Source organism: Arthrobacter sp. ISL-72 (assembly GCF_018613755.1).
Classification (GTDB): domain Bacteria; phylum Actinomycetota; class Actinomycetes; order Actinomycetales; family Micrococcaceae; genus Arthrobacter.
On the sequence record NZ_JAGGPP010000036.1, the window covers coordinates 42,462 to 63,184 of the forward strand.

A 20,723-nucleotide genomic window follows, 5' to 3' on the forward strand; every position below is an offset into this window, starting at 1 on the left:
AGGAAATCCCAATGGAACTGAAAGTCACCAAGTACGAAATTGACGACGACGGCGTCGCAACAGTCTGGTTCCACCGCCCCGGCCGCGGCAATTCCTGGACCAACCTCATGAACACTGAATACCGCTGGATCATGGACACCTTGGACAACGATCCCAAAGTCCGCGTAGTGGTGCTCACCGGAACAGGAAACCAGTTCTGCGTCGGCGCGGATACAAAGGCGCTGAACTTCTACACCAAGACTGACGAGAACTATGCGGACACAGTGGACGCCAGCGCAGCCGCCCAGCCGGGCACAGGCGTGAACCCCGAGTTCGAAACCGATATCGTCTGGCACTGGGGCCTTCGTGTTCCCGTTATTGCGGCGATCAATGGCGCCTGCGCGGGAATCGCCGCGGCCATTGCGAGCTTCTGCGACTTGCGTTATGCAGCGGAGGGGATCAAATTCACCACCTCCACGCCGCGGCTGGGCCTGCCGGCTGAATACGGCCTGTCCTGGATCCTCCCGCGCATCGTCGGCACCACCCACGCCGCGGACATCCTGTTCACCGGCCGGATCGTGTATTCCGAGGAGCTGAAGGGCATGGGCTACCTCAACGGCCTGTTCCCGCGGGAGACGTTCATGGACGAGGTCTACAAAGTGGCCCGTATGATCGCCACGCAGGTCTCCCCCGCCTCCGTCACTTCCGCCAAGCGCCAGATGTACGGCGAATTGCTCGATATGCACCCCGGGCGTGCGGTTGACGCCTCGAAAGAAATCATTGGCAAGTTCATGCGTGAGCCCGATTTCCAGGAAGGCATAGCTGCCTACAACGAACGCCGCCAGCCGAAGTTTGCCGATCCGGTCATCGCCCGGCCGGCGACCGCGCTCGCCTGAGCCGGAGAGGCAATCAAACGGCGCTTATAGCCACGGCTTGTTCGTGAGCGCGGCATCCTTCAGGAAGGCTTCGTCCGGTTCGGACGGAGCCTTCCTTGTCGTTCGAACAGGCAAAAAGAACTGCACCCCCGAAGGCCAGACTCTCAAGTGGAAGTCCAGCATTCGGAGGTGCAGTTCAAACACGCCGCCGGCCGCGCCTCAGCGCCGTCGAAGCCATAGCCAGGCCGCCTACGGGAGGTAGGCGTATCCGTCGAAGAGCCTGCGCGTGGTGCGGTACGTCGAGGCATACTCGGCAACGTAGCCGCTATTGGCGCCGTCCGCCGTCGGACTTACCGACGCGTTGGCGTCCAGGACGCCCGACGGCGTGCCGAGACGGACAGGCTGATCTGCCTCTCCGTGCCCGGCTATGGAATGGACGGTGGTTCCTACCATCCGTGCAGCGATCGCCGTGCAGAGGCCGCCTGTAACAGGGACCGCGCGGTGCGGCCGTCCGCTGGACAGAAAGCGCACGAGGATATCGACGTCGTCGGCCTCTACCCGCTCACCGGAAAGCGTAAAATACGGCGCCGGGCGCCCTACCAGGGCAATAAATGGCACCAAGCGGTTCTCCCCCGCGTCTTCCACCGAGCCCGTGATCCCCATGGCCACGGACGCCTGACGGCGGGCGTCCTCCAAGCGAAGGAGGAGGCCCGGATCGGCCTCCAGCGCCTCGGGGAGCTCGGCGCCTGTAAGCCCGAAATCCTCCGCCAGGAAGAAGGCACAAGGGTTCGCAGCGTCCACCATGGATACGCGGAGCGCCGGTTTCGCTTCCCCTCCGTCCGCGATTCCGCCCTCAATTTTGTCCAGGACGGCGCCGGTAGGCAGCAACGTCCCTGTGACGGCTCCCCCGGGATCCAGGAAGTCGAGGCGGACGGGGGCGCCAGTCCCGGCCACCCCCTTGATGACGTAGTCACCCTTCTCGACGCTGCGCCCCCCTTGGACCTCAAACGTGGCAGCGATGATCTTGCCCGTGTTGACATTGTGAATCCGCACGCGCGCAGCACCATCCGCCACGGCCACCAAACCCTCGTCAACAGCAAAGGGCCCTATGGCGGCGGACATGTTTCCGCAGTTGCCCCCATAGTCGACGGAAGCACGGTCCACTTGGACCTGGGCGAACAGATAGTCGACGTCCGCCTCAGGATGCGTCGGTGGACCCAGCACGCAAACCTTGGACAGGGAGGAGATTCCCCCGCCCATGCCATTGAGTTGGCGCCCATAGGGATCGGGGCTGCCCATGGCCTGGAGGAAGATATCGTCCCAGGAGGTGCGGTCATCCGGCAGGTCATCACGGTGAAAAACGAGCGCCTTACTGGTTCCGCCCCGAATAAACGCTGCCCTGATTTTTTGACCCATTACTATCCCTAGTGAGTTTGCCGCGGCGCCCGGCCGGGCCGTATCGGCCGCTCCGGCTAGAAGGGCCTCGGCGCGGGGGTTGCTTCCTTGATATCCAATTTCATGGCACCGATGCCGTCGATTTCGATCTCCAGCACGTCGCCGGGGACCACGGGTCCCACGCCCTTCGGTGTGCCGGACGCAATCACGTCACCAGGCTTGATCTCGACCACTGATGAGATTAGCTCAATGGCCTCGGCTATTCCCACGATCATGTCCGCGATGACGGCCTTCTGCCGTACCTCGCCGTTGACCGAAAGTCGGGATTGGAGTGCGTCAACGTCTCCGATTTCGTCAGCGGTCACGAGCCAGGGGCCGACCGGGGTGAACGTGGCGAAGGACTTCCGCAGTGACCGGTCCTCCTCATGCTCCCCAGGTTCGATCCGCATCGTGAGGTCAACCAGGCAGGAATAGCCGAAGACATGCTGCATGGCATCTTCGCGGCTGATGTTGCGGCCGCCGGAACCCATAACAACAGCGAGTTCGCACTCATGGTCGAACCGGCGTGTTGAACCTGCGGGCAGCTCTATGCCGTCGGCCGCTCCGGAAACCGAGCCGGCTGCCTTGAGGAAGAAGCCCACCTCGCGGGCTGTCCGGCCGCCCTTGGTGATCGACCGGGCTCCTATTTCGCCCAGATGGGCGCGGTAGTTGGCCGGGATAGCGAATACCTGGGGCGGCGCGGGGTTGACTGCCCGAAGCGAGACCTCTGCCAACGGCCTGGCTGTTCCACCGGCCGAGGCAAGCTGCCCGCTGACCGACGCCCAGTGGCGAATGATCCAGTTGACGCGTTGCTCCGGCCAATCGTTGAACTCGGCGGGGACAACGTCGGTGACGTCCAGCACGGTGTCCCCCTCGACAACGCCTATGCGGAAGTCATCAAAGACAGCGAGCCTCATCGCAGCATCTCGGCTTCGCTCGCGTCTTCCAAAACTTCCTCGTGATAGGCGTTCAGGTACCTGAGGATGGGGCTGTCATCCACCCGGAACAAGCGGGCCTCGGAGGCGCCTTCATTAAGGTGGCGGTGTGTGGCCCATGGCGGGATAGACATGAAATCGCCCTTGTTCCATTCGAAGCGGCGGCCATTCACGATCGTAGTGCCTGATCCCTCGAGGACATGGTAGACCTTGCTGCCACTGTGACGATGAGCCTTGCCCTGGAAACCGGGCCGGATGATTTGCATCTTCATCGACATCGAGGGCAACGCGGAACCACCGCCGGCAGGGTTCTGGTACTCAAGGATGACGTCGTTGAGCGGGTCGGGGCGGAGGCCTTTCGCCAGTTCCATGGCGGCGTCGCTTTGTGCCTTTGTGTAGACCAGCAGCGGGTTGCGATCCTGGCGGGGCGCGGGACCTACCGGGCGCATCAGGCCCGACCCAAACTCGCGGTAGGAGGTTTCCGGGTACTCGTTGACCGGCTGCGTCCCCTTTTCGTACGGATCGAAGTAAATGTTGTGGAGCTTCTTCATGACGGACACGTCCAGCACGTCCAGCCAGATCATCGGCTCGGCACCCTCGTGGACGTGGTCATGCCACATCCAGTTGGGGGTCAGGACGAGGTCTCCCTCGTTCATGTCGTACTTCTCGCCTTCGACATTGGTGGTGCAGCCGTTGCCGTGCATGATGAACCGGAAGGCGTCGGGCGTGTGGCGGTGGGCGGTCGCAACCTCACCCGGGTTGATGTACTGGATCGAGGCCCAGAACGTCGGAGTGGTGCCATACTCCAGTCCGGGATTGGCCAGGCGCAGCGTGCGGCGGTCCCCGCCGGGCTCGAGGTTGAGAACCCGTCCCAGTTCCTCGAGGTAGGCGTGCAGGTCAGCCCAGCGCCAGTGCATGGGAACCATCGGGGACTCGGGAGAACGCGTGAACAGCGGCGGTTCGTCCGGCTGTGCGATCTTCAGCCCGTCCCTGCCCAGCCGTTCCCGCAACTCCCGGCGGGTCTCGACGTCGCTCTCCATAGTGATCTCAGACATTGTCTGTTCCTCTCCTTGGTGATCGATTCAATGGTCGAACCATTTAGAATGAGACTAGTCTGATGGTTTCCAGCGGTCAAGAGCGGGGCCCAAAGTCCCGGCCGCCTTGGCAAATCTATTGACAAGGTCTAATGGTTTGACCATAAGATGAATGGAATCCTAAAGGAAAGGTGAAGACCATGGTGGAAAGAGTTCCCGTACTCATCGTCGGTGGAGGTCCCGTGGGACTGGCGCTGGCCGGCGACCTCGGCTGGAGGGGTGTCCAGTCCCTGCTTGTTGAAGCACGCAGCGGACGAGTCTCCCAACCGAAGATGGACATGGTGGGCATCCGCACCATGGAATTCTGCCGCCGGTGGGGCATCACGGCGGATGTCGAGGCCGCCGGCTACAACCGGGGCTACATCCAGGACTGCGCCTGGGTTACCACGCTGACGGGCTACGAGTTCGGCAGGGAAAAGTTCGCACCGCCGCAGGACGAAAAGACCCCGCCCCAAAGTCCGCAGCACCGCGAGCGCTGCCCGCAGAACTTCTTCGATCCTGTATTGACCAAGTTCGCGGCATCCACTGGAAAATCCGAGGTCCGCTACTTCACCGAACTTGCCTCGTTCGTTGACCATGGCGACTACGTCACTGCCACGCTCCGCAACAAGGAGGACGGCACGGAGTACCAGGTGGAGGCTGACTTCCTCGTAGGATCCGATGGGGGTCAGAGCAAGGTACGGGAGATTCTGGACGTTGACATGAGCGGCGAAGGCGCCCTCACGTATACCTCGAATGCGATCTTCCGCTGCGATGGTCTGGAAGAGCTGCACACCACCGCTCCCGCGTACCGGTACATCTTCATCGGCCCCGAGGGCACCTGGGCCACCCTGGTGGCCATCAACGGCCGCGACCAGTGGCGCTTCTCGCTCATTGGCGACGATACGCAGCACGAGGTCACCACAGAGGAGATGCGGGCGGCAATTCTTCGCGCTGTCGGACGAGACTTCGATTTCGAGATCCTCACGATGCTGCCCTGGGTCCGCCGGCAGCTGGTTGCCGACAAATACCGGCAGGGTCGCGTGTTCCTGGCAGGCGATGCTGCCCACCTCACGTCCCCCACAGGTGGATTCGGCATGAACACCGGCGTCCTGGACGCGGTGAACCTTTCCTGGAAGCTCGCGGCAAGCCTCGAAGGCTGGGGCGGTGAAACGCTTCTGGACAGCTACGAGTTTGAACAGCGGCCCGTTGCCATCCGCAACGTTACTGAGGCCGGCGATAACCTCAAGCGCATGCTGGGCCCGCGCGTGGCCCAGCCACGGGCAGAGGTGTTCCATGACGGCAGCCCGGAGTCCGATGCTGCGAGGCGCGAATACGGCGATGCCTACACTGAGGCGATGAAACGCGAATGGTTCAGTATCGGCATCCACCTCGGATATGTCTACGAAGGGTCTCCGGTCGTCTCCCCGGACGGCACGGCACTTCCGCCGCTTACCGTCTCCAGCTACGCCCCCAACGCCCGCCCCGGCTCCCGTGCACCGCACGTGTGGCTGGACGCGGACCGCTCTACCCTGGATGAGTTCGGCCGTGACTTCGTCCTGGTGCGGTTCGACCCGCGGCTGGATGCAGAGGCCCTGGTTGCAGCCGCCCAGGAGTGCCGGGTTCCCCTGCGCGTGGTGGACGTAGATAACGCCGAAGCCCACGAGCTCTACGGGGCCAAGCTTGTGCTGGTGCGGCCCGATGGTCAGGTGGTCTGGCGCGGCGACGAGCCCGCTGGTAACGCTTCAACGCTTATCCGTCGCGTTACAGGTACGCTCGCCGCTGCTCCGGTGGGCTGACCGGCATCACACGAACAAAGGAGGGGCGGAACCAGTGAACTGCTCCCGGAGAGTTGGCCTGGCCGAGTAAGGGTCTAGGCCGCGAGGGTCTGCGCACGGTATTGCACCGGGCTCAGGCCCTCGAGCTTTGTCGAGATCCTCTCAGTGTTGTACCAGCGGATGTCTTCCGTCAGCTGCGCAGCCAAGGCGTCGGTGGGGAGGAACCGGACGTGGCGGAAGAGCTCCCCCCTTGAGGTGGCCAAAGAAGTTTTCCATCACCGCGCTGTCATTACGGTTGCCCTTGCGGGACATCGATTGAACCGCACCGCCGCCCTTCAGGAGAAGCCGCCACGACGCGTGCTGGTACTGGAAGCCCTGATCCGAATGCACGGGCCGGTTCTGCCCGCCCTCGAGCGTCGTCAAGGCCTCGCGCACTCGCCACCGATCGTATGACCTGCCGATCGCATTCGTGCGCAATCCGAGCCTCGTCGCTACGGCCGCAGCGGCCCGACCGCATCAAACAACGCTACCGCAGCCTCGCGTTGTTCCTCTGACAACGAACTGCCCTCATAAATGAACTGCTCCCCGGAAGTCAGAACTGAATTCTCAGTCCAACTTCCGGGGAGCAGTTCAGTGGTTTCCGCCCCTCCTTTGTGCTTGTGATCCTGCAGTTGCCGATCTAAAGCTGCATGGCAATGAACTTTGTCTCAAGGAACTCGTCGATGCCCTGCGGGCCGCCTTCGCGTCCCAGACCCGAATGCTTGGTGCCGCCAAAGGGAGCCGCCGCGTTCGATACGCTGCCCTGGTTGAGGCCCACCATGCCTGATTCCATGGCCTCGGCTACTCGGATGGCACGGCGCAGGTTCTCTGTGAAGATGTAGGAAACCAGTCCGTACTCCGTGTCATTGGCCAGGCCCACTACTTCATCCTCAGTGTCGAACGGAACGAGAGGCGCCACCGGACCGAAGATCTCCTCCTTGAGGATGCGGGCACCGGCCGGGACGTTCTTAAGGACTGTTGGTTCGAAGAAGAAGCCTGGCCGGTCAACCTTGTGGCCTCCCACCACTACCTCTGCCCCCTTCTCCACCGCGTCCTGAACCAGGGAGTCCACCGACTGCTGCTGGCGGGCGTTGATCAGCGGGCCCAGAGTTACCCCGTCGTCCAGGCCATGCCCCATGGTGAAGCCAGCCATCCGCTCCGCAAGGCGTGCTGAAAAGTCGTCGATGCGGGAACTGTGCACAAACACGCGGTTCGCGGCCGTGCACGTCTCGCCGGCATTGCGCATTTTCGTCAGCATCAGACCGTTGAGCGCGTTCTCCAGGTCCGCGTCCTCGAATACGATGAACGGCGCATTGCCGCCCAGCTCCATGGACGTCTTCATGACCTGCTCGGCAGCCTGAACCATGAGCTTTTTCCCCACGCCCGTGGAGCCGGTGAAAGAGAGTTTGCGTGCCTTGCCGGAGGCGATCATGGGTTCAATGACAGCCGACGACGAACTTGTGGTCACCACGTTGACGGCTCCGGCGGGAACGCCTGCCTCCCGGAAGATCTCCGCGAGGGCGAGCATTGTCAGGGGGGTTTCCTTTGCCGGCTTTACGACGACGGTGCACCCCGCCGCAATGGCCGGCGCCACCTTCCGGCACCCCATGGACATCGGGAAATTCCACGGCGTGATGAGAATGGTCGGGCCGACCGGCTGGCGCGTCACCAGCATTCGGCCGCCCCCGTTGGGGTTCTCCTGATAGTTTCCGGAGATCCTTACGGCTTCCTCGGCGAAATGCAGAACAAATTCGCGGGCCAGCTCGATTTCCATTCGCGACTCATCTACCGGCTTCCCTGCCTCGAGCGTCATCAGGACGGCCAGCTCCTCCTTGCGTTCCCCCAGCAGCTCCCAGGTGCGGCGCAGCATCTGCGCCCGCTGCCGGGGCGTGGTGGCAGCGAAAGACGCCTGCGCAGCCACGGCCGCGTCTATGGCAGCCAGCCCGTCCGCCACCGAGGCGTCGGCCACCTGGCACAGCGCTTCACCGGTGGCGGGATCCACCACATCGAAAGATGATCCGTCAGCGGCTGGTCGCCACTCGCCACCGATCAGGAGTTCCTTGGGTACGGCTGCCAGTGCTTCCACATCGTTGTGCATGGCCACAGTCATCTGCTGACATCCTTTGTCTTGTGCTTCGTCCGTTCAGGCGGGTTGCCTCAGCAGGCCTCATCATCAAAGATGCCAATGGTCAGACCTATAGGTTAAATTTAGTCGCCCGACGGTGAAGAAGCAATCATTTCGTGGGATCCGTCCATATCTGCGGAAATGCCGAAGGGGCCGGCTCCGGTGGTGTACCGGTTCCAGCCCCTTCAGTGTCGGAGTGCTAGCTTGCGGAGGACATCTGGTTCTCGCGCTCCTCAAGCCGGCCCTCCAGGCGCTTGAGGTGAGCGGTCAGCTCCGCAACCGCGGCGTCGGCCTCACCCTTGCGAAGGTGGCTAAGCAACTTTCTCCGCACCGCGCCGACGTCGGTCAGCGGTCGCGGGCCTACCCGGTTCAACCGCATCTGCACAACGTCCGTCAGGGAGTTCATCAGCATCACCAGGACTTCATTGTGTGTTGCCTCAGCCAGGAGGGTGTAGAAGTGAGTCACCCGAATCGTGCGGACGGCCCCGACTTCATCAATGGAGTCCTCGAACTGCTCCACCTTCGTGATGTCGTCGTCCAGCCGCTGGAAATCCTCCGCGGTTGCCCGCTCACACGCCAGACGAATAACGTCCGAGGTCAGCAGGATGCGCGCCTCGAGCAGACTTTCAGGTGAAAGTGCGCCAAGGGAGGCAAGGTCGCTGACCGCCCGGGTCACCACACCCGGGTCTCCGGGCAGGATGAACACGCCGCCGTTGACGCCGGGCTTGGATTCCACGAGCCCGCTCATCTCAAGTCCGCGCAGGGCCTCCCGCACGCCCTGCCGGCTCACGCCGAAGATGAGCGCCATCTCACGCTCCGCCGGAAGGCGGCCGCCGGGCTTGAGCCGCCCGTCCGCCAATGCATCGCGGATCTGCTCAGAAACGTACTCAAACCCTCTCCGGGGCCGTACTTTTGTGAACATGGGCTGCTCCCCCACCGTCTCCTTGGCAGCGAACGGCCCCGCACCATCCGGGGCGGGGATCAAATCGACTTCAGCCATCGGTGATTCCTCCTGATTGTTACGGCTCCGGGGCTCGGCTGGTTGTATTGCCAAGCATGCCTATGCTACCCGTTCCTGCGGCGGATGGTCCAACCGTTTGACCATAAAGTTTTGACCACGCCGCCACCGCGTGGTGACCCTACGGTCAGCGCCTTACGGCTGCCAGTTCATTCAGCAGCTGGGGCACAACTTCCAGAACGTCCCCCACCACGCCGAAGTCCGCTATGTCGAAAATTGGCGCTTCCGCATCTTGGTTTATAGCCACGATGGTCTTGGCTGCCTGCATGCCCGCCTTATGCTGTGTTGCCCCGGAGATGCCGAGCGCAATGTACAGCATGGGCGAGACCGTAGCTCCAGTCTGCCCCACTTGGAGTACGGGATCGCAGTAGTCGGCGTCAACAGCGGCGCGCGAGGCCCCTACAGCACCGCCAAATGCATCAGCCAGGGCTTCGACGAGCGCGAACTGCTCGCGGGAACCCAAACCTCGGCCGCCGGAGACTACAACCTCGGCCTCGGACAGGCCGGGCCGGCCGCCGGTCCCGGTCGGCGGCAGCGAATCCAGTATCGCCGTCCGCTCAGCAACGGATGGCCCCACATCGAGCGGATCAACGGAGGCCTCCCGCGGAGCCGGACTGCCGCAGTTGACGCCTGCCCGGACAGCCAATACAGCCATCCCCGAAACGACAGACTCCACCGCGTAATTTCCGCCAAAAACCGACTTCTCCACGAATAGGTCCCCACCACGCAACTCAGCATTGACGACGTCACCGAGATACGGGAGGCCGCATCTGACCGCCAGCCTGGCGGCCACTTCGCGGCCGTCAGCAGTGTCCGCAGTCAGGACAGCAGCTACATCAGCGGCGGACGCGCAGGCCGCCTCGAGTGCGTCCACCGCCGGCGTTACCAGGACCCGGCCCGCGTCCGGCGTCGTGGTTAGCATGACCCGCCCGGCTCCCCAGGACCCGAGTTCCGCCACGGACTCGCGCGAAGGACTGTCGGCGGCAACCACCACGGCCACCGGCTCGCCCAGCCCGGCAGCGAATGCCAGCAGATCTCGGGCGGACTTCGCCGGGCCGTGTTCATTCATCTCTACATAAACCAGTACTGCAGCCATGGTGCCTCCTCTAGACAAGCCCGGACGTGGACAAGAACTGTGCCAATTGGCGGCCTGCGGTGCCGTCATCAATGATACGGACGCCCGCCTGCCGGGCAGGGCGTTCCGCGACGCTTCCGATTCTCGAACCCACCGGGGCGACGCCCTGCACGCGCAGGTCCGCAACACTCCATACGTCTACGGGTTTCTTCTTCGCCTTCATGATGCCGCGGAAGTTGGGGTACCGGGGTTCGGCGATCTTCTCCGTCACGGAAACCACCGACGGCAATGCCGCACGGAGCGTTTGAACGCCGGATTCAGTGACTCGTTCCCCGGTCAGGGACAGGCCGTCAGTGCTCAGCGAGGCGAGGTAAGTCGCCTGGGCGACACCAAGGCGCTCCGCGACCATGGCGGGAATCACTCCACCCTGTCCATCAGTGGATCGGTCTCCTGCCAAGGCCAAATCGAAGCCGATCCGGCGCAGGGCAGCAGCGAGAATCTCGGACGTGCGGGCGGCGTCGGACCCGGCCAGGTCGTCGTCGAGAATGTGCACGCCACTGTCCGCCCCCATGGCAAGCGCCTTGCGGAGCGCGTCGATTGCCTGGGCGGGACCCATGGTTAGAACCACAACTTCGCCGCCGTGAATTTCCTTTTGCTGCAGCGCAACTTCAAGGGCGCGCTCAGTTGTTTCGTCGAAAACCTGCTCCCCCGAAGATCGGTCAAGAAGGCCGGTCAGGGAGTCGAGCTCTACGGGTCCGTAGGTGTCCGGCACCTGCTTAATCATGACGACGGATCTCATATCTTTCACCCTCCGCCGGATCGGGACTCTGTAGTCTCCAGTTCCGGAAATAGAAAATAGGCTATTGGTCGAACCATTCAACTATAGATTGATATGGTCGGATTCGGCTAGGGATCCGAGGTGAGTATTTGCGTCCACCCACTGTGATTCTATGGATTGACCGTTGATGTAGGTTAGGACAACCCGGCATGTCAGCACGTGTACCCCTGAGCATCCTTGATCTTGTGCACGTCACAGAGGGCGGCACAATGGCGGAGGCCATCTCCCACTCAATGGCCGGGGCGCAGTTGGCGGACGAGCTCGGGTACAGCAGACTCTGGTTTGCGGAGCATCACAACACACCGTTCCTCGGCGCCAGCGCCACATCGGTACTGATTGGCCGCGCGACCTCCCTTACCAAAAGGATCCGCGTCGGCTCCGGGGGCATCATGCTGCCCAACCACGCACCCTTGAGGGTTGCAGAGGACTTTGGCACTCTCTCCCAGCTCTTTCCGGGCAGGATCGACCTCGGCGTCGGGCGAGCACCTGGAACAGATCCGGTGGCAGGGCAGGCACTGCGCAGAACCGGGTCCGATCTGAACTCGTTCGGCCGCGATATCCAGGACCTCAATGGCTGGTTCAGTGACGAGGGAATGGCCGAAAGCCTGCCAATTACCGGCGGCGTGGCCACCGGGACGAAAGTTCCCATCTGGGTTCTGGGTTCCAGTAGCAGTGGCGCCGCAGCTGCCGGTCACTTGGGGTTGCCATTCTGCGTTGCATCTCACTTCTCCCCGGCTGAGACGTTTTCAGCACTGCAGGTTTACCGACAGACCTTTAATCCTCAGGCGCCGACGGCACAAGTTGAACGGCCATACGTCATGGCGGCCATCAACGTCGCCATCGCGCCCACGGATGAGGAAGCGCAGCGGATGTGGACGACTGCCCAGCGGATGATCCTCGATGTTCGTAGCGGCAACCGGCGCAAACTCCAGCCGCCGGTTGCGCCTGGCAGCATCGGAACAGTTGCCGAGAGGGCCTACGCCGAATCGATGCTGGGAATCAAGGCGGTGGGCTCCCCAGCCGCTGCTTGCAAAGCGCTGGAGGCCTTCGCTGAGGCGACCCACGCTGATGAACTGATCACCATGACATACGCCCACGACCCCGCCGGCAAGTTTCATTCCATGCGACTGCTCGCCGAAAACTGGTTCTGAGAGCGGCGCTTGCCGCCTGACTGGACGGCAACCTCTCATACGGCTCCGTCCGGGCCGCCACGTTCACCTTGTCGGGGATAGCGTGCGCTGGGAGCTGCCCGTTGGCAGGTTCTCGCTATGCGAAGTTATCCGCCCGGAGGGATCCTTCACAATCGACGTTGGATGTCCGCCTATTGACTTAACGTCGTTACGGGCTCCATATTTGAGAAGTATCGGCATTCGATTGAGCACAAACGATACTTATAGACATTTTATCTCAGGTTTTGAGACTCTAAGGAGTGACCGTGGTTGTCACAGTTATCGACCCGGGCTCGACGGATATCCAGCCCCTGGTCCATCACCCGGTGCTCTGGGTATGCGCCGGCGGTGTTTTCCTAGTGATCATTCTTCAGTCCGTTATTTACTTTCGGGCGATACGGCGAACCGCAGCGGATGCGGATCTCAGCCCGACGCAGGTTCGCGGATCTGTGCGCGCCGGAGCCGTAGCCGCGATCGGCCCGTCCCTGGCTGTGGCCCTCATTGCGATCTCCCTGCTACCGCTATTCGGTACCCCTGCAGTGCTGACGAGGATCGGTCTGGTTGGCTCGGCCGCTTTCGACGTCGCCGCGGCCGGACTGGCAGCCGGAACCCAGGGTGCCCAACTCGGGGGTCCCACATACACGCAGAAGGTATTCGCCCTAGGCTTCGCCGCCATGACTATGGGCGGGCTCCTCTGGATGCTCGCGACTCTGATCTTGACGCCAATTCTGAGTAGAGGCGACGCCAAGCTCCGCCAGGTCAATCCTGCGGTCATGACCATCGTTCCGGCCGCTGCGCTCTTGGGCGCGTTCTTCACGCTGACATTCCAAGAAACATTGAAGTCACCCGTGCATCTTCTGACTGTTGTCTCTTCTGCCGCGGCTATGGGACTCTGTCTGCTGCTCGCCAAGCGCTTCGATCTACCATGGCTCCGCGAGTGGGGTCTGGGGATCGCCATTTTCGCCTCACTGTCCGTCGCCTACCTTGTCACCAGTTCCGCACCGGTCGCCTGACCCATAGAAAGAAGCATTCGATGTCAGCTTCCATGCAAACCCGCAGCGGCTTCGCCGCCTTTGACCGCACAACTTCAATCTGGGGTCCGATAACCCTTGGTCTAGGGATGTTGATTTCCCTGGTGGCCGCCCTATACGCCGCGTTTGGAACCGGCCTCGGTATTACAGACATTGAGTTGTGGAAAGCTGTCGGCGCGGTCGTGGCTACCTTCGGCCTCTTCGCGATCGTTGAGCCCGTCTCATACTTTCCGATCCTCGGCCGCTCTGCGATGTATCAGGCCTTCCTGATCGGAAACATTGCCAACAAGCTACTTCCCGCCGCCATCGTGGCCCAAGCCAAGCTGAACGAAAAACCAGGTAGCCGCAGGGCGGAGCTGATCGCAGGAAGTGCAATCATCGGAGCGGTCCTGGTTCATGTCACAACACTCCTCGTTTTCGTGGGCATTCTCGGGACCTGGATAGTTGGCATACTGCCGCTTGCAATGATCGGTGTCGCAAGACTGTATATTTTGCCGGCCATTTTCGGCGCCGTAGTCCTCCAGAGTGTTCTTGCGCTGAAGAGCATCCGCACCACCGTCGTGGCCGTGGTCATCGCCGCTCTGATTGTTTTTCTCGGAATACCGCTGGCTCCGGGCATCACCTTCTTCGCCACTGCAATGGCAGTAATCCTCACCATCATTGTGGCCTGGCTGACTCGTTCCAAGACTCAGACGACCAGCGGCTCTGACACGCCGGTAACAGCGGTTCCTCACTAAACAACCTGACCGCTGCGAACCCTGGCCTGATGACGAGGGCCCTCTCCCCCGGTGGGATGCCGAGGCCCAGCCAAGCAGGACCTGTCTTGCCCGGGGGTCTAATCTGCGCTACACGACCTCATTCAATCTCCCGTGAAAGGAAACCACCCATGGAACACCTGAACCCTCTGATTCATGACATCGAGGCGATGGCCCCGGAATTCACCGCGTTGTCAGACTCGATCTGGGACGAGCCCGAACTGCGCTGGGACGAACACACCGCGGTCGCCAAACAGGTCGTCGTGGCCGAGAAACACGGCTTCTCCGTCACCCGCGACGTCGCTGGCATACCGACTGCATTCTCTGCCGAGAAGGGTTCCGGTGGACCCGTTATCGCATTCCTAGGGGAATATGACGCCTTGGCAGAGTTGAGCCAGGACAGCGGAAATCCTGAGCGATGCACGGATCCGGCCAACGTTTCCGGAAACGGCCAAGGATGTGGCCATCACCTACTTGGCGCCGGTTCGCTCCTCGCCGCTGTTGCCACCGCCCGCTATCTCGAAAAGAACGGACTGCCAGGACGCGTGCGCTACTACGGCTGCCCCGCTGAGGAAGCCGCGGCGGGTAAGAGCTTCATGGTCAAAGGCGGAGCATTCGCTGATGTCGACTCGGCGATCACTTGGCACCCGTTTCCAACTACCCTTTGGAAACAGAACCTGATGCTCGCGTACACACAGGTCTACTTCCACTTCAAGGGTGTAGCAGCGCATGCCGGCGCATCGCCGCAAATGGGCCGCAGCGCGCTCGACGCTGTCGAGTTGTTGAACGTAGGTACTAATTTCTTGCGCGAGCACATGCCGGACACCGCGCGAATCCACTATGCGATCACTGACGCTGGCGGCTTGTCACCCAACGTAGTGCAGCCCCGCGCCTCGGTCTACTACATCGTTCGGGCAACCGACGGCCAACAGATGCGGGAACTTTACGAACGTGTACTCAAGGTCGCGAAAGGAGCCGCCCTGATGACTGAAACTGAACTCACCGTTGAATTCGACGGAGCTTGCTCCGAGATTCTCCCCAACGAAGCGCTGGAACAGGTCCTCTATCAAAACGTAAAGGCGCTCGGCGGCGTTCCTTTTGACGCCATGGACCAGACTGCTGCCGCCCGCTTTGCAGCCGGTCTGGATCGCCGGGAAATTCGCAGCGTCAAGACTTCGGTTGGATGGAACCCGGGCGACGACAGGGCCCTCCATGATGACGTCCCGGAACCGAATCCCACCCTGGGACGCGTGCAGTTGACCGGTTCAAGCGACGTGGGTGACGTCAGCTGGTCTGTACCTACGGTGCAGATCATGGCCGCAAGCGTTGCAATGGGCACGCCCTTCCACACCTGGCAGGTCGTGGCGCAGGGCAAGCTACCTGCTGCCCACAAGGGCATGATCTACGCCGCCAAAGCGATGGCCGGCACTGCAGTTTCCCTGTTTGCCGACCCCAGGCTCGTCGCCGAGGCCAAGATCGAGTTCGACGCCGTTATGGCCGAAACCCCCTATATCTGTCCCATACCCGACGACGTCATGGCACCGCCGCTCCGCCGCGCACAATTCGATGAGCTTAGGGACGAGCTCGACAAACAAACTGTCTGACAGATTAGGAAGGTTTCTCTGCGATCGGCGATGTCGTGGCATGACTTAGGGCGAGGGCTTACTGACGCGGTTTGGGAGTGCCCAACGTCCAGGAAGCCCTCGTGCCCTAATCTATCTACGTCGCTTAACTGTGAAAGGTGCACGGTCTCATGGAGAATCTCGACGCGTTGGACCGGCAGATCGGTGCGGCCCTCGTTTGTAATGCGCGTGCCTCCTGGAGGCTCATTGCCGACGTTATTGGCCAGCAGGAGCGTACTATCGCACGGCGTGGGAACAAGTTACTCGATGCAGGAATTGTGCACACGAACGCAGTGGTCAATCCCTACACGAGTGGAATCAACTCCGTTTTCTTTCTTACACTGAACGCGGAACCGACAGCGGTCCGGAAAGTGGCTGCGTGGCTGGCTGTGCGTGGGGAGACGACGTGGGTGACCGCACTCTCTGGCTCCAACGCATGCACCGCGGAGTTGATCCTGCCAACGAAGGAACTCAGCCATTTCCTTTACGAAGAATTGGCCTCCCTCGACGGAGTTCAGCATTTCACAATGGCGCCACTACTCGATTATTTCCGAACTGTCTCGGGGTGGAGACCAGCCGTGCTCAATGACGAGCAGTACCTGGCTCTGCAAGGCTCGGAGGATTCCGCGCTAGCGAGCCTGCGCGCCGGTTCACGCCCGGATCCCCTCGACGCAACGAATACTGCACTCGCCCAGATGTTGCGAAAGAACGGCCGGGCGGCAGCGGACGAACTCGCCTCCGGGCTATCCATCTCCAAGGCAACCGTCGGGCGGCGCCTCGACGCCATGATCGCCTCCGGCGCGCTGTTCATCCGTGCGGTTGTAGACCCAGCGGCTTTCGGTTTCCCCATCGAATCACTGATCACCATCAGTTGTCACGGCAGGAGTGACCGTGCCGGGCGGCGACTCGCTATACGGCCCGAGACCCGGTGGGCCGCCGCCTCGGACCAACACCTGCTAGCTCAAGTAGCCGTGGCCAGCATGGGAGACCTGCGGGAACTCATCGAAGCGATCCGGTCCGATGACCACGTAGCCACAGTACGTTCCTCAATCGTCGCAGCGACCTTTAAGCGAAGCACATTCATATATCGAGACAAAGATCCCACGGCCCCCTCACGAGGCCAGCACTTGGAAGCTGCAGGCTGAATTCGTCGTTGGCGGTCCTGCTCGCCGCCCTTCGACGGTTCCGCCGAGCGCGCCACAAAAGCAACGTAGTCCACACCCACTCCGCCCTAGTCCTTATCCGGGCCGTCCCGATGAAGCGATATTGCAAGGCAGGGCCCCACGTCAGTCGCCAACCGTGACAGTAGCTTTGGTCATCGGCCCTTCAGCGCCTGCCCGACGATCTCGTCGGACACTCCGGCCGAGAAGACGTCGGCGGTGTCGATGAAGTTGATCCTGGAGTCGAGGGCGCGGTGGATAATGCGGGTGGCGTCGTCGCGGTCGTCGTTGCCCCAAGGGCCGAACATCATAGCGCCGAGGCACAAGAGACTAACCTTTACGCCGGTGCGGCCGAGGGTGCGGTATTCCATGCTGGTTCCTTCTCTTGGTCTTAGGCTTTGAGGTGTACTACGGATGTGCCTGGTTGGGATGCCGCCGATCTCGTTGAAGGCCTCGATATGGCCCTCCAGAAAAGCCTCCTGCGCCTGCGTTGGATAGAATCTGTGGATGGCCCGCCCGGATCGGGAGAGCCGGAACACGAACATGTGGCATTTCGTTTTCACGCCGTTTAACACGACCCGGACTTCCCCGAAATCAACCTCGGCTTCGGCACCTGGAGCGTGTTCCTAAGGCACGAACACCTCAACCCTGCGGCCGGCCTCCACATCAATCTGGGCCCGCCGACCCCGAACATAGTCCCGAACCGTGGAATACGACAGATCCTCAGCACCGTGCTCCTCGATCAGGCGGGCAAGGATCCTTTTTGGCCGTATGACGCTGATTCCGCGGAGCATCCGGATCCTCGACCAGCATTCCATCGATCGAGACCTTGAACGGATCCAATCGAGGCGAGCAACGCACAGGCACTTTCCGTGCCAGCGGAACGGGATTCGCCAACGCCTGCCGAACCGTGTCTCTACCGATCTGATACCCTTTTGCCAGTTCCCGAATCGAAGGCTCCTCACCCGGGCGTCTCTGCGGATCTTCGAGAACAACTCCATGCGCAACCTCATCCGGACCTCCAACAGCTCGTCTCAACACATGAAACAAGCCTGGAGGTGGTCCCAAATCAAACCGTCACAAGCGTCCGGCGAGCCGCGGGGTGGTCCTGGATCAAGCCGGGTGGATTCTAACGATCGTCGCAACACCTGATCATTTGCAGGAGTCGCAGTGGCCATTGATCGGAAGAGACAGTTGAAGCCCGGTCCGCCGGGGAAGACGAGTGAGCGCGCCCGCTATATTCAGCTCATGAATCGGGGTTTCAATAATGCAGAGTCGTGCCGCTTCTTGGCATCGGACGGAAAACGGGCTCGAAGTGGCGAAACGGATACCGGCACACGGACCCGAAAACGGGGCGCGTCTACACCTACCCTGCTATCACTGCTGTCAGGGAGCAGCCGGCGGTCATTTCCGCCCGGTACCTGTCCGAGGACGAGCGAATCACCATTGCTGACCGGCACCGCTGCGGGGAGAGCCTGCGTTCGATAGCCGCTGGGCTGGGTAGGGCGCCGTCCACCGTGAGCCGTGAACTGCGCCGGAACCGGAATCCGGCGGGACAATACCGTCCGCACTACGCTCAGAAGAAGGCCCGGATCCGCCGCCAGCGACCGCGCGTGGGAAAGATCGCGGGGTTTCCTGAGCTGAGGGCGTATGTCCAGGCAATGCTGGACCGGTGGTGGAGCTCCGGCCTGATTTGTCGGCAGCTCAGGAAGGCTTTCCCGGGGCGCCAAGATCTGCACATCGTCCACGAAACGATCTATCAGGCCCTCTACATCCGGGGCCGTGGAGGGCTGCCCAGAGAGCTCGTCAATTGCCTGCGCACCGGCCGTGACCGACGCAAACCCAACAGATCAATTGCCAGGAGGTCATCCAGATTCGCCGGTGAGGTGTTGATGATCAGTGACCGGCCGGAGGACACGGGCGACGGTTCCGTTCCCGGGTCTTGGGAAGGAGACCTGATCATGGGCACGCAGAACCGTTCAGCGCTACTTTGGTCGAGAGGAGCACGCGTTTCCTGCTCTTGGTGGACTTGCCCGGGAACAACCGTGCCGAGGAACTGCGCGACGGACTCATCCCCGCGCTCTATTCATTGCCGGCCGCATTGCGGAAATCGCTGACTTGGGACCAGGGAAGCGAGATGGCCAGGCATGCAGAATTCACCGCAGTCACCGGCGTTCCGGTCTACTTCTGTGACCCTCACTCACCGTGGCAACGAGGGACGAACGAGAACACGAATGGGCTGCTGCGCCAGTACTTTCCCAAATACTCCGACCTGTCCATTTACACGCCCCAGCACTTGGCAGCAGTCGCCACCGGCCTCAACAACCGGCCCAGGAGAATCCTCAACGACGACACTCCCGCGGAGCGCTTTGCTAGGCTCCTAAGCACCGCTACCTAACCGCCGAGTGTTGCGACGATCGTTAGAATTCACCCCGTCCTAGTGGTCCTGAATGAGGCTGTCATATTCAGTCCGATCCGAAGCCCAAGGTGTGGACACTGTCCGCACCTTCTCTTCTGCCCAATTTCCTGCCACTGCTGTACGAGACTTGCTTCGTTTCTTCGAGCTCCAAGGAAATGATTTGATGCGGCACGGGTCAGATTTAGGGCCGCGCTACCCTGCAGGGGGTGCAAACAAAGAATTAAGGCTGCTGGACTGGCGCGAACGGGACGACGAGCCATTGGCTGCCGTAGAACTCCACGTAGGAGTCGGGAGGGCAGCTTGCATACGCTTCTTCGCGGGTCATTTCAGATTCCCCCTTCGTGCCGTTAGGCTGGCAAGCGGTGCTCTCGCCCAACCCGATGCCTCTTTGATTCGAGTATCTTAAATCTAAGATACTCGAGGGCTAGTAGCAATGGTCTAAGGACTATTAGAACGAGGGCAACCCAACCAAAGGCGTGCCGGAGAGCGCGGGAAGACGCACGCATGATCAGCTCTTACGTGCTCGGACTCAGATGATTGAGAAGCGCTGCACGCGTTGATGGCTTCTTGCGATGGAAGGGGACCGAATTCGATCAGAATGGTGCGCGCCGCTACCGGTGAACGGCCCCTGGCGCTTCAACAGCCGATATCGAGAGCTCACGCTGGTGGAGAACTGGCACGGGTGACGTAGACGAAGCGTCGTCGCTATGCATCCGCATCCTTTCCCACAACGGTACGTCCTCCGAATGCGGCCCTCGGGGTGACGCAGGTGGCGGGCTCTGCGATCTCAAAGGACGTCCTCTGACCGAAATGATGGTTCAGATAGATCTGGGCTTTCGCGCGTCAGGCCAGCCTGAGCTGGCCCCTGCTTTGAGCTCGAAAAGCATCCTGCATGACCGTCGGATGGATTCAACAGTCAATGCAAGAGCATTTTTCCCGGGATGATCCCCCTGCCAATGAGCACACGCCATTGGGCATCCGCAGACCCTGAAAGGGCGTCCTGTGATGCTCTTTGCTGTATCCAGGCGACGCTCGCATGGATGGAGCTAGAGAGTCAGCAACGGCGCGGTCCAACCAAAAGCACTGTTCCGGGCACCCCTGAGGCACTCGAAGGAAGCTCTGGGCCGAGTTTCTCCCGAATTGCATTCCTGTCGCGTCGATCGCCTCACCGCGAGTGGGAGTGCTGCTGCGGCGGTGATTGTCGATCTCCTGCTGCCGGCAGAACCATGCAAGCATCCCGGTGAGGGCAGGACCACGCGTTGCTGGCTCATCCAATGGCACGTCGTCAGCTCTACTTACCCCAGATCCTCGATGTGCTGGCTGGCGGGGTGCCGCCAATCGAATCGTCGAGTGGCGCGGGAGGGGTGCTTCTCGATGATCTCCCGCGCGACGGTGTTG

At 61.6% G+C, this 20,723-nt stretch carries 15 protein-coding genes and 3 pseudogenes; 8 read left to right on the forward strand and 10 right to left on the reverse strand.

The window, feature by feature from the left end:
* Positions 1–11 precede the first annotated feature (11 nt).
* Positions 12–875 (forward strand): enoyl-CoA hydratase-related protein, encoded by an 864-nt coding sequence (locus tag J7I92_RS22095; RefSeq protein ID WP_214843995.1) that lies wholly within the window; start codon positions 12–14, stop codon positions 873–875.
* Between the two features lie 228 nt (positions 876–1,103).
* Here J7I92_RS22095 and J7I92_RS22100 read toward each other — a convergent pair whose 3' ends face one another.
* Genes J7I92_RS22100 through J7I92_RS22110 form a run of 3 tightly spaced genes read right to left on the reverse strand, consistent with a single transcriptional unit; the run spans position 1,104 to position 4,278 of the window.
* On the reverse strand, positions 1,104–2,270 hold the full coding sequence (locus tag J7I92_RS22100; RefSeq protein ID WP_214843997.1) for a 2-methylaconitate cis-trans isomerase PrpF family protein: 1,167 nt from the start codon (positions 2,268–2,270) through the stop codon (positions 1,104–1,106).
* 56 nt (positions 2,271–2,326) lie between these two features.
* Complete coding sequence (locus tag J7I92_RS22105; protein ID WP_214844000.1) at positions 2,327–3,205, reverse strand: fumarylacetoacetate hydrolase family protein; 879 nt, start codon at positions 3,203–3,205, stop codon at positions 2,327–2,329.
* A complete protein-coding gene (locus tag J7I92_RS22110) occupies positions 3,202–4,278 on the reverse strand; it encodes a cupin domain-containing protein (protein WP_214844002.1) in 1,077 nt (358 codons plus the stop codon). Before J7I92_RS22110 ends, J7I92_RS22105 begins: the two co-directional genes overlap by 4 nt.
* Before the next feature lie 179 nt (positions 4,279–4,457).
* On the opposite strand from J7I92_RS22110, the gene J7I92_RS22115 reads away from it, so the two are divergent.
* Positions 4,458–6,095, forward strand: a complete 1,638-nt coding sequence (locus J7I92_RS22115; protein WP_214844003.1) for an FAD-dependent oxidoreductase — start codon at positions 4,458–4,460, stop codon at positions 6,093–6,095.
* 74 nt (positions 6,096–6,169) lie between these two features.
* On the opposite strand, the gene J7I92_RS22120 is transcribed toward J7I92_RS22115, so the two are convergent.
* From J7I92_RS22120 to J7I92_RS22145, 5 genes are all read right to left on the reverse strand, one after another.
* Positions 6,170–6,337, reverse strand: coding sequence for an IS3 family transposase (locus tag J7I92_RS22120; RefSeq protein ID WP_251040316.1), 168 nt, complete (start codon positions 6,335–6,337; stop codon positions 6,170–6,172).
* Positions 6,338–6,753: 416 nt separating this feature from the next.
* A complete protein-coding gene (locus tag J7I92_RS22130; RefSeq protein WP_214844006.1) occupies positions 6,754–8,223 on the reverse strand; it encodes an NAD-dependent succinate-semialdehyde dehydrogenase in 1,470 nt (489 codons plus the stop codon).
* A 214-nt stretch (positions 8,224–8,437) separates the two neighbouring features.
* On the reverse strand, positions 8,438–9,238 hold the full coding sequence (locus J7I92_RS22135) for a FadR/GntR family transcriptional regulator (RefSeq protein WP_214844007.1): 801 nt from the start codon (positions 9,236–9,238) through the stop codon (positions 8,438–8,440).
* Positions 9,239–9,383: 145 nt separating this feature from the next.
* Positions 9,384–10,352, reverse strand: a complete 969-nt coding sequence (locus J7I92_RS22140; protein ID WP_214844008.1) for an electron transfer flavoprotein subunit alpha/FixB family protein — start codon at positions 10,350–10,352, stop codon at positions 9,384–9,386.
* Positions 10,353–10,362: 10 nt separating this feature from the next.
* Positions 10,363–11,130 (reverse strand): electron transfer flavoprotein subunit beta/FixA family protein, encoded by a 768-nt coding sequence (locus tag J7I92_RS22145; RefSeq protein WP_214844010.1) that lies wholly within the window; start codon positions 11,128–11,130, stop codon positions 10,363–10,365.
* 188 nt (positions 11,131–11,318) lie between these two features.
* Here J7I92_RS22145 and J7I92_RS22150 point away from each other — a divergent pair, with 188 nt between their 5' ends.
* From J7I92_RS22150 to J7I92_RS22170, 5 genes are all read left to right on the forward strand, one after another.
* Positions 11,319–12,320: an LLM class flavin-dependent oxidoreductase gene (locus J7I92_RS22150; RefSeq protein WP_214844012.1), complete on the forward strand. Its 1,002-nt coding sequence runs from the start codon at positions 11,319–11,321 to the stop codon at positions 12,318–12,320.
* 284 nt (positions 12,321–12,604) lie between these two features.
* Positions 12,605–13,351, forward strand: a complete 747-nt coding sequence (locus tag J7I92_RS22155) for a DUF5058 family protein (protein WP_214844014.1) — start codon at positions 12,605–12,607, stop codon at positions 13,349–13,351.
* 20 nt (positions 13,352–13,371) lie between these two features.
* Complete coding sequence (locus tag J7I92_RS22160) at positions 13,372–14,106, forward strand: hypothetical protein (protein ID WP_214844016.1); 735 nt, start codon at positions 13,372–13,374, stop codon at positions 14,104–14,106.
* 149 nt (positions 14,107–14,255) lie between these two features.
* Positions 14,256–15,728, forward strand: coding sequence for a M20 family metallopeptidase (locus tag J7I92_RS22165; RefSeq protein ID WP_214844018.1), 1,473 nt, complete (start codon positions 14,256–14,258; stop codon positions 15,726–15,728).
* A 596-nt stretch (positions 15,729–16,324) separates the two neighbouring features.
* Positions 16,325–16,891 carry an Lrp/AsnC family transcriptional regulator gene (locus tag J7I92_RS22170; protein WP_214844020.1) on the forward strand — a complete coding sequence of 189 codons (567 nt, stop codon included), beginning with the start codon at positions 16,325–16,327 and terminating at the stop codon, positions 16,889–16,891.
* 173 nt (positions 16,892–17,064) lie between these two features.
* Here the strand turns inward: J7I92_RS22170 and J7I92_RS22175 are convergent.
* Together J7I92_RS22175 and J7I92_RS24085 are read right to left on the reverse strand one after the other, a co-directional pair.
* Positions 17,065–17,277, reverse strand: a pseudogene (locus J7I92_RS22175) (aldo/keto reductase); the annotation flags it as partial.
* 39 nt (positions 17,278–17,316) lie between these two features.
* A pseudogene (locus tag J7I92_RS24085) lies at positions 17,317–17,919 on the reverse strand (IS21 family transposase); the annotation flags it as partial.
* Between the two features lie 264 nt (positions 17,920–18,183).
* On the opposite strand from J7I92_RS24085, the pseudogene J7I92_RS22180 reads away from it, so the two are divergent.
* Positions 18,184–19,304: pseudogene (locus J7I92_RS22180) on the forward strand (IS30 family transposase).
* Positions 19,305–20,723 lie beyond the last annotated feature (1,419 nt).

Excerpts from the sequence above, each read along its gene's own strand:
- J7I92_RS22095 (WP_214843995.1), top strand. The coding sequence starts at position 12 with ATGGAACTGAAAGTCACCAAGTACGAAATTGACGACGACGGCGTCGCA.
- J7I92_RS22100 (WP_214843997.1), bottom strand. The coding sequence starts at position 2,270 with ATGGGTCAAAAAATCAGGGCAGCGTTTATTCGGGGCGGAACCAGTAAG.
- J7I92_RS22105 (WP_214844000.1), bottom strand. The coding sequence starts at position 3,205 with ATGAGGCTCGCTGTCTTTGATGACTTCCGCATAGGCGTTGTCGAGGGG.
- J7I92_RS22110 (WP_214844002.1), bottom strand. The coding sequence starts at position 4,278 with ATGTCTGAGATCACTATGGAGAGCGACGTCGAGACCCGCCGGGAGTTG.
- J7I92_RS22115 (WP_214844003.1), top strand. The coding sequence starts at position 4,458 with ATGGTGGAAAGAGTTCCCGTACTCATCGTCGGTGGAGGTCCCGTGGGA.
- J7I92_RS22130 (WP_214844006.1), bottom strand. The coding sequence starts at position 8,223 with ATGACTGTGGCCATGCACAACGATGTGGAAGCACTGGCAGCCGTACCC.
- J7I92_RS22135 (WP_214844007.1), bottom strand. The coding sequence starts at position 9,238 with ATGGCTGAAGTCGATTTGATCCCCGCCCCGGATGGTGCGGGGCCGTTC.
- J7I92_RS22140 (WP_214844008.1), bottom strand. The coding sequence starts at position 10,352 with ATGGCTGCAGTACTGGTTTATGTAGAGATGAATGAACACGGCCCGGCG.
- J7I92_RS22145 (WP_214844010.1), bottom strand. The coding sequence starts at position 11,130 with ATGAGATCCGTCGTCATGATTAAGCAGGTGCCGGACACCTACGGACCC.
- J7I92_RS22150 (WP_214844012.1), top strand. The coding sequence starts at position 11,319 with ATGTCAGCACGTGTACCCCTGAGCATCCTTGATCTTGTGCACGTCACA.
- J7I92_RS22160 (WP_214844016.1), top strand. The coding sequence starts at position 13,372 with ATGTCAGCTTCCATGCAAACCCGCAGCGGCTTCGCCGCCTTTGACCGC.
- J7I92_RS22165 (WP_214844018.1), top strand. The coding sequence starts at position 14,256 with ATGGAACACCTGAACCCTCTGATTCATGACATCGAGGCGATGGCCCCG.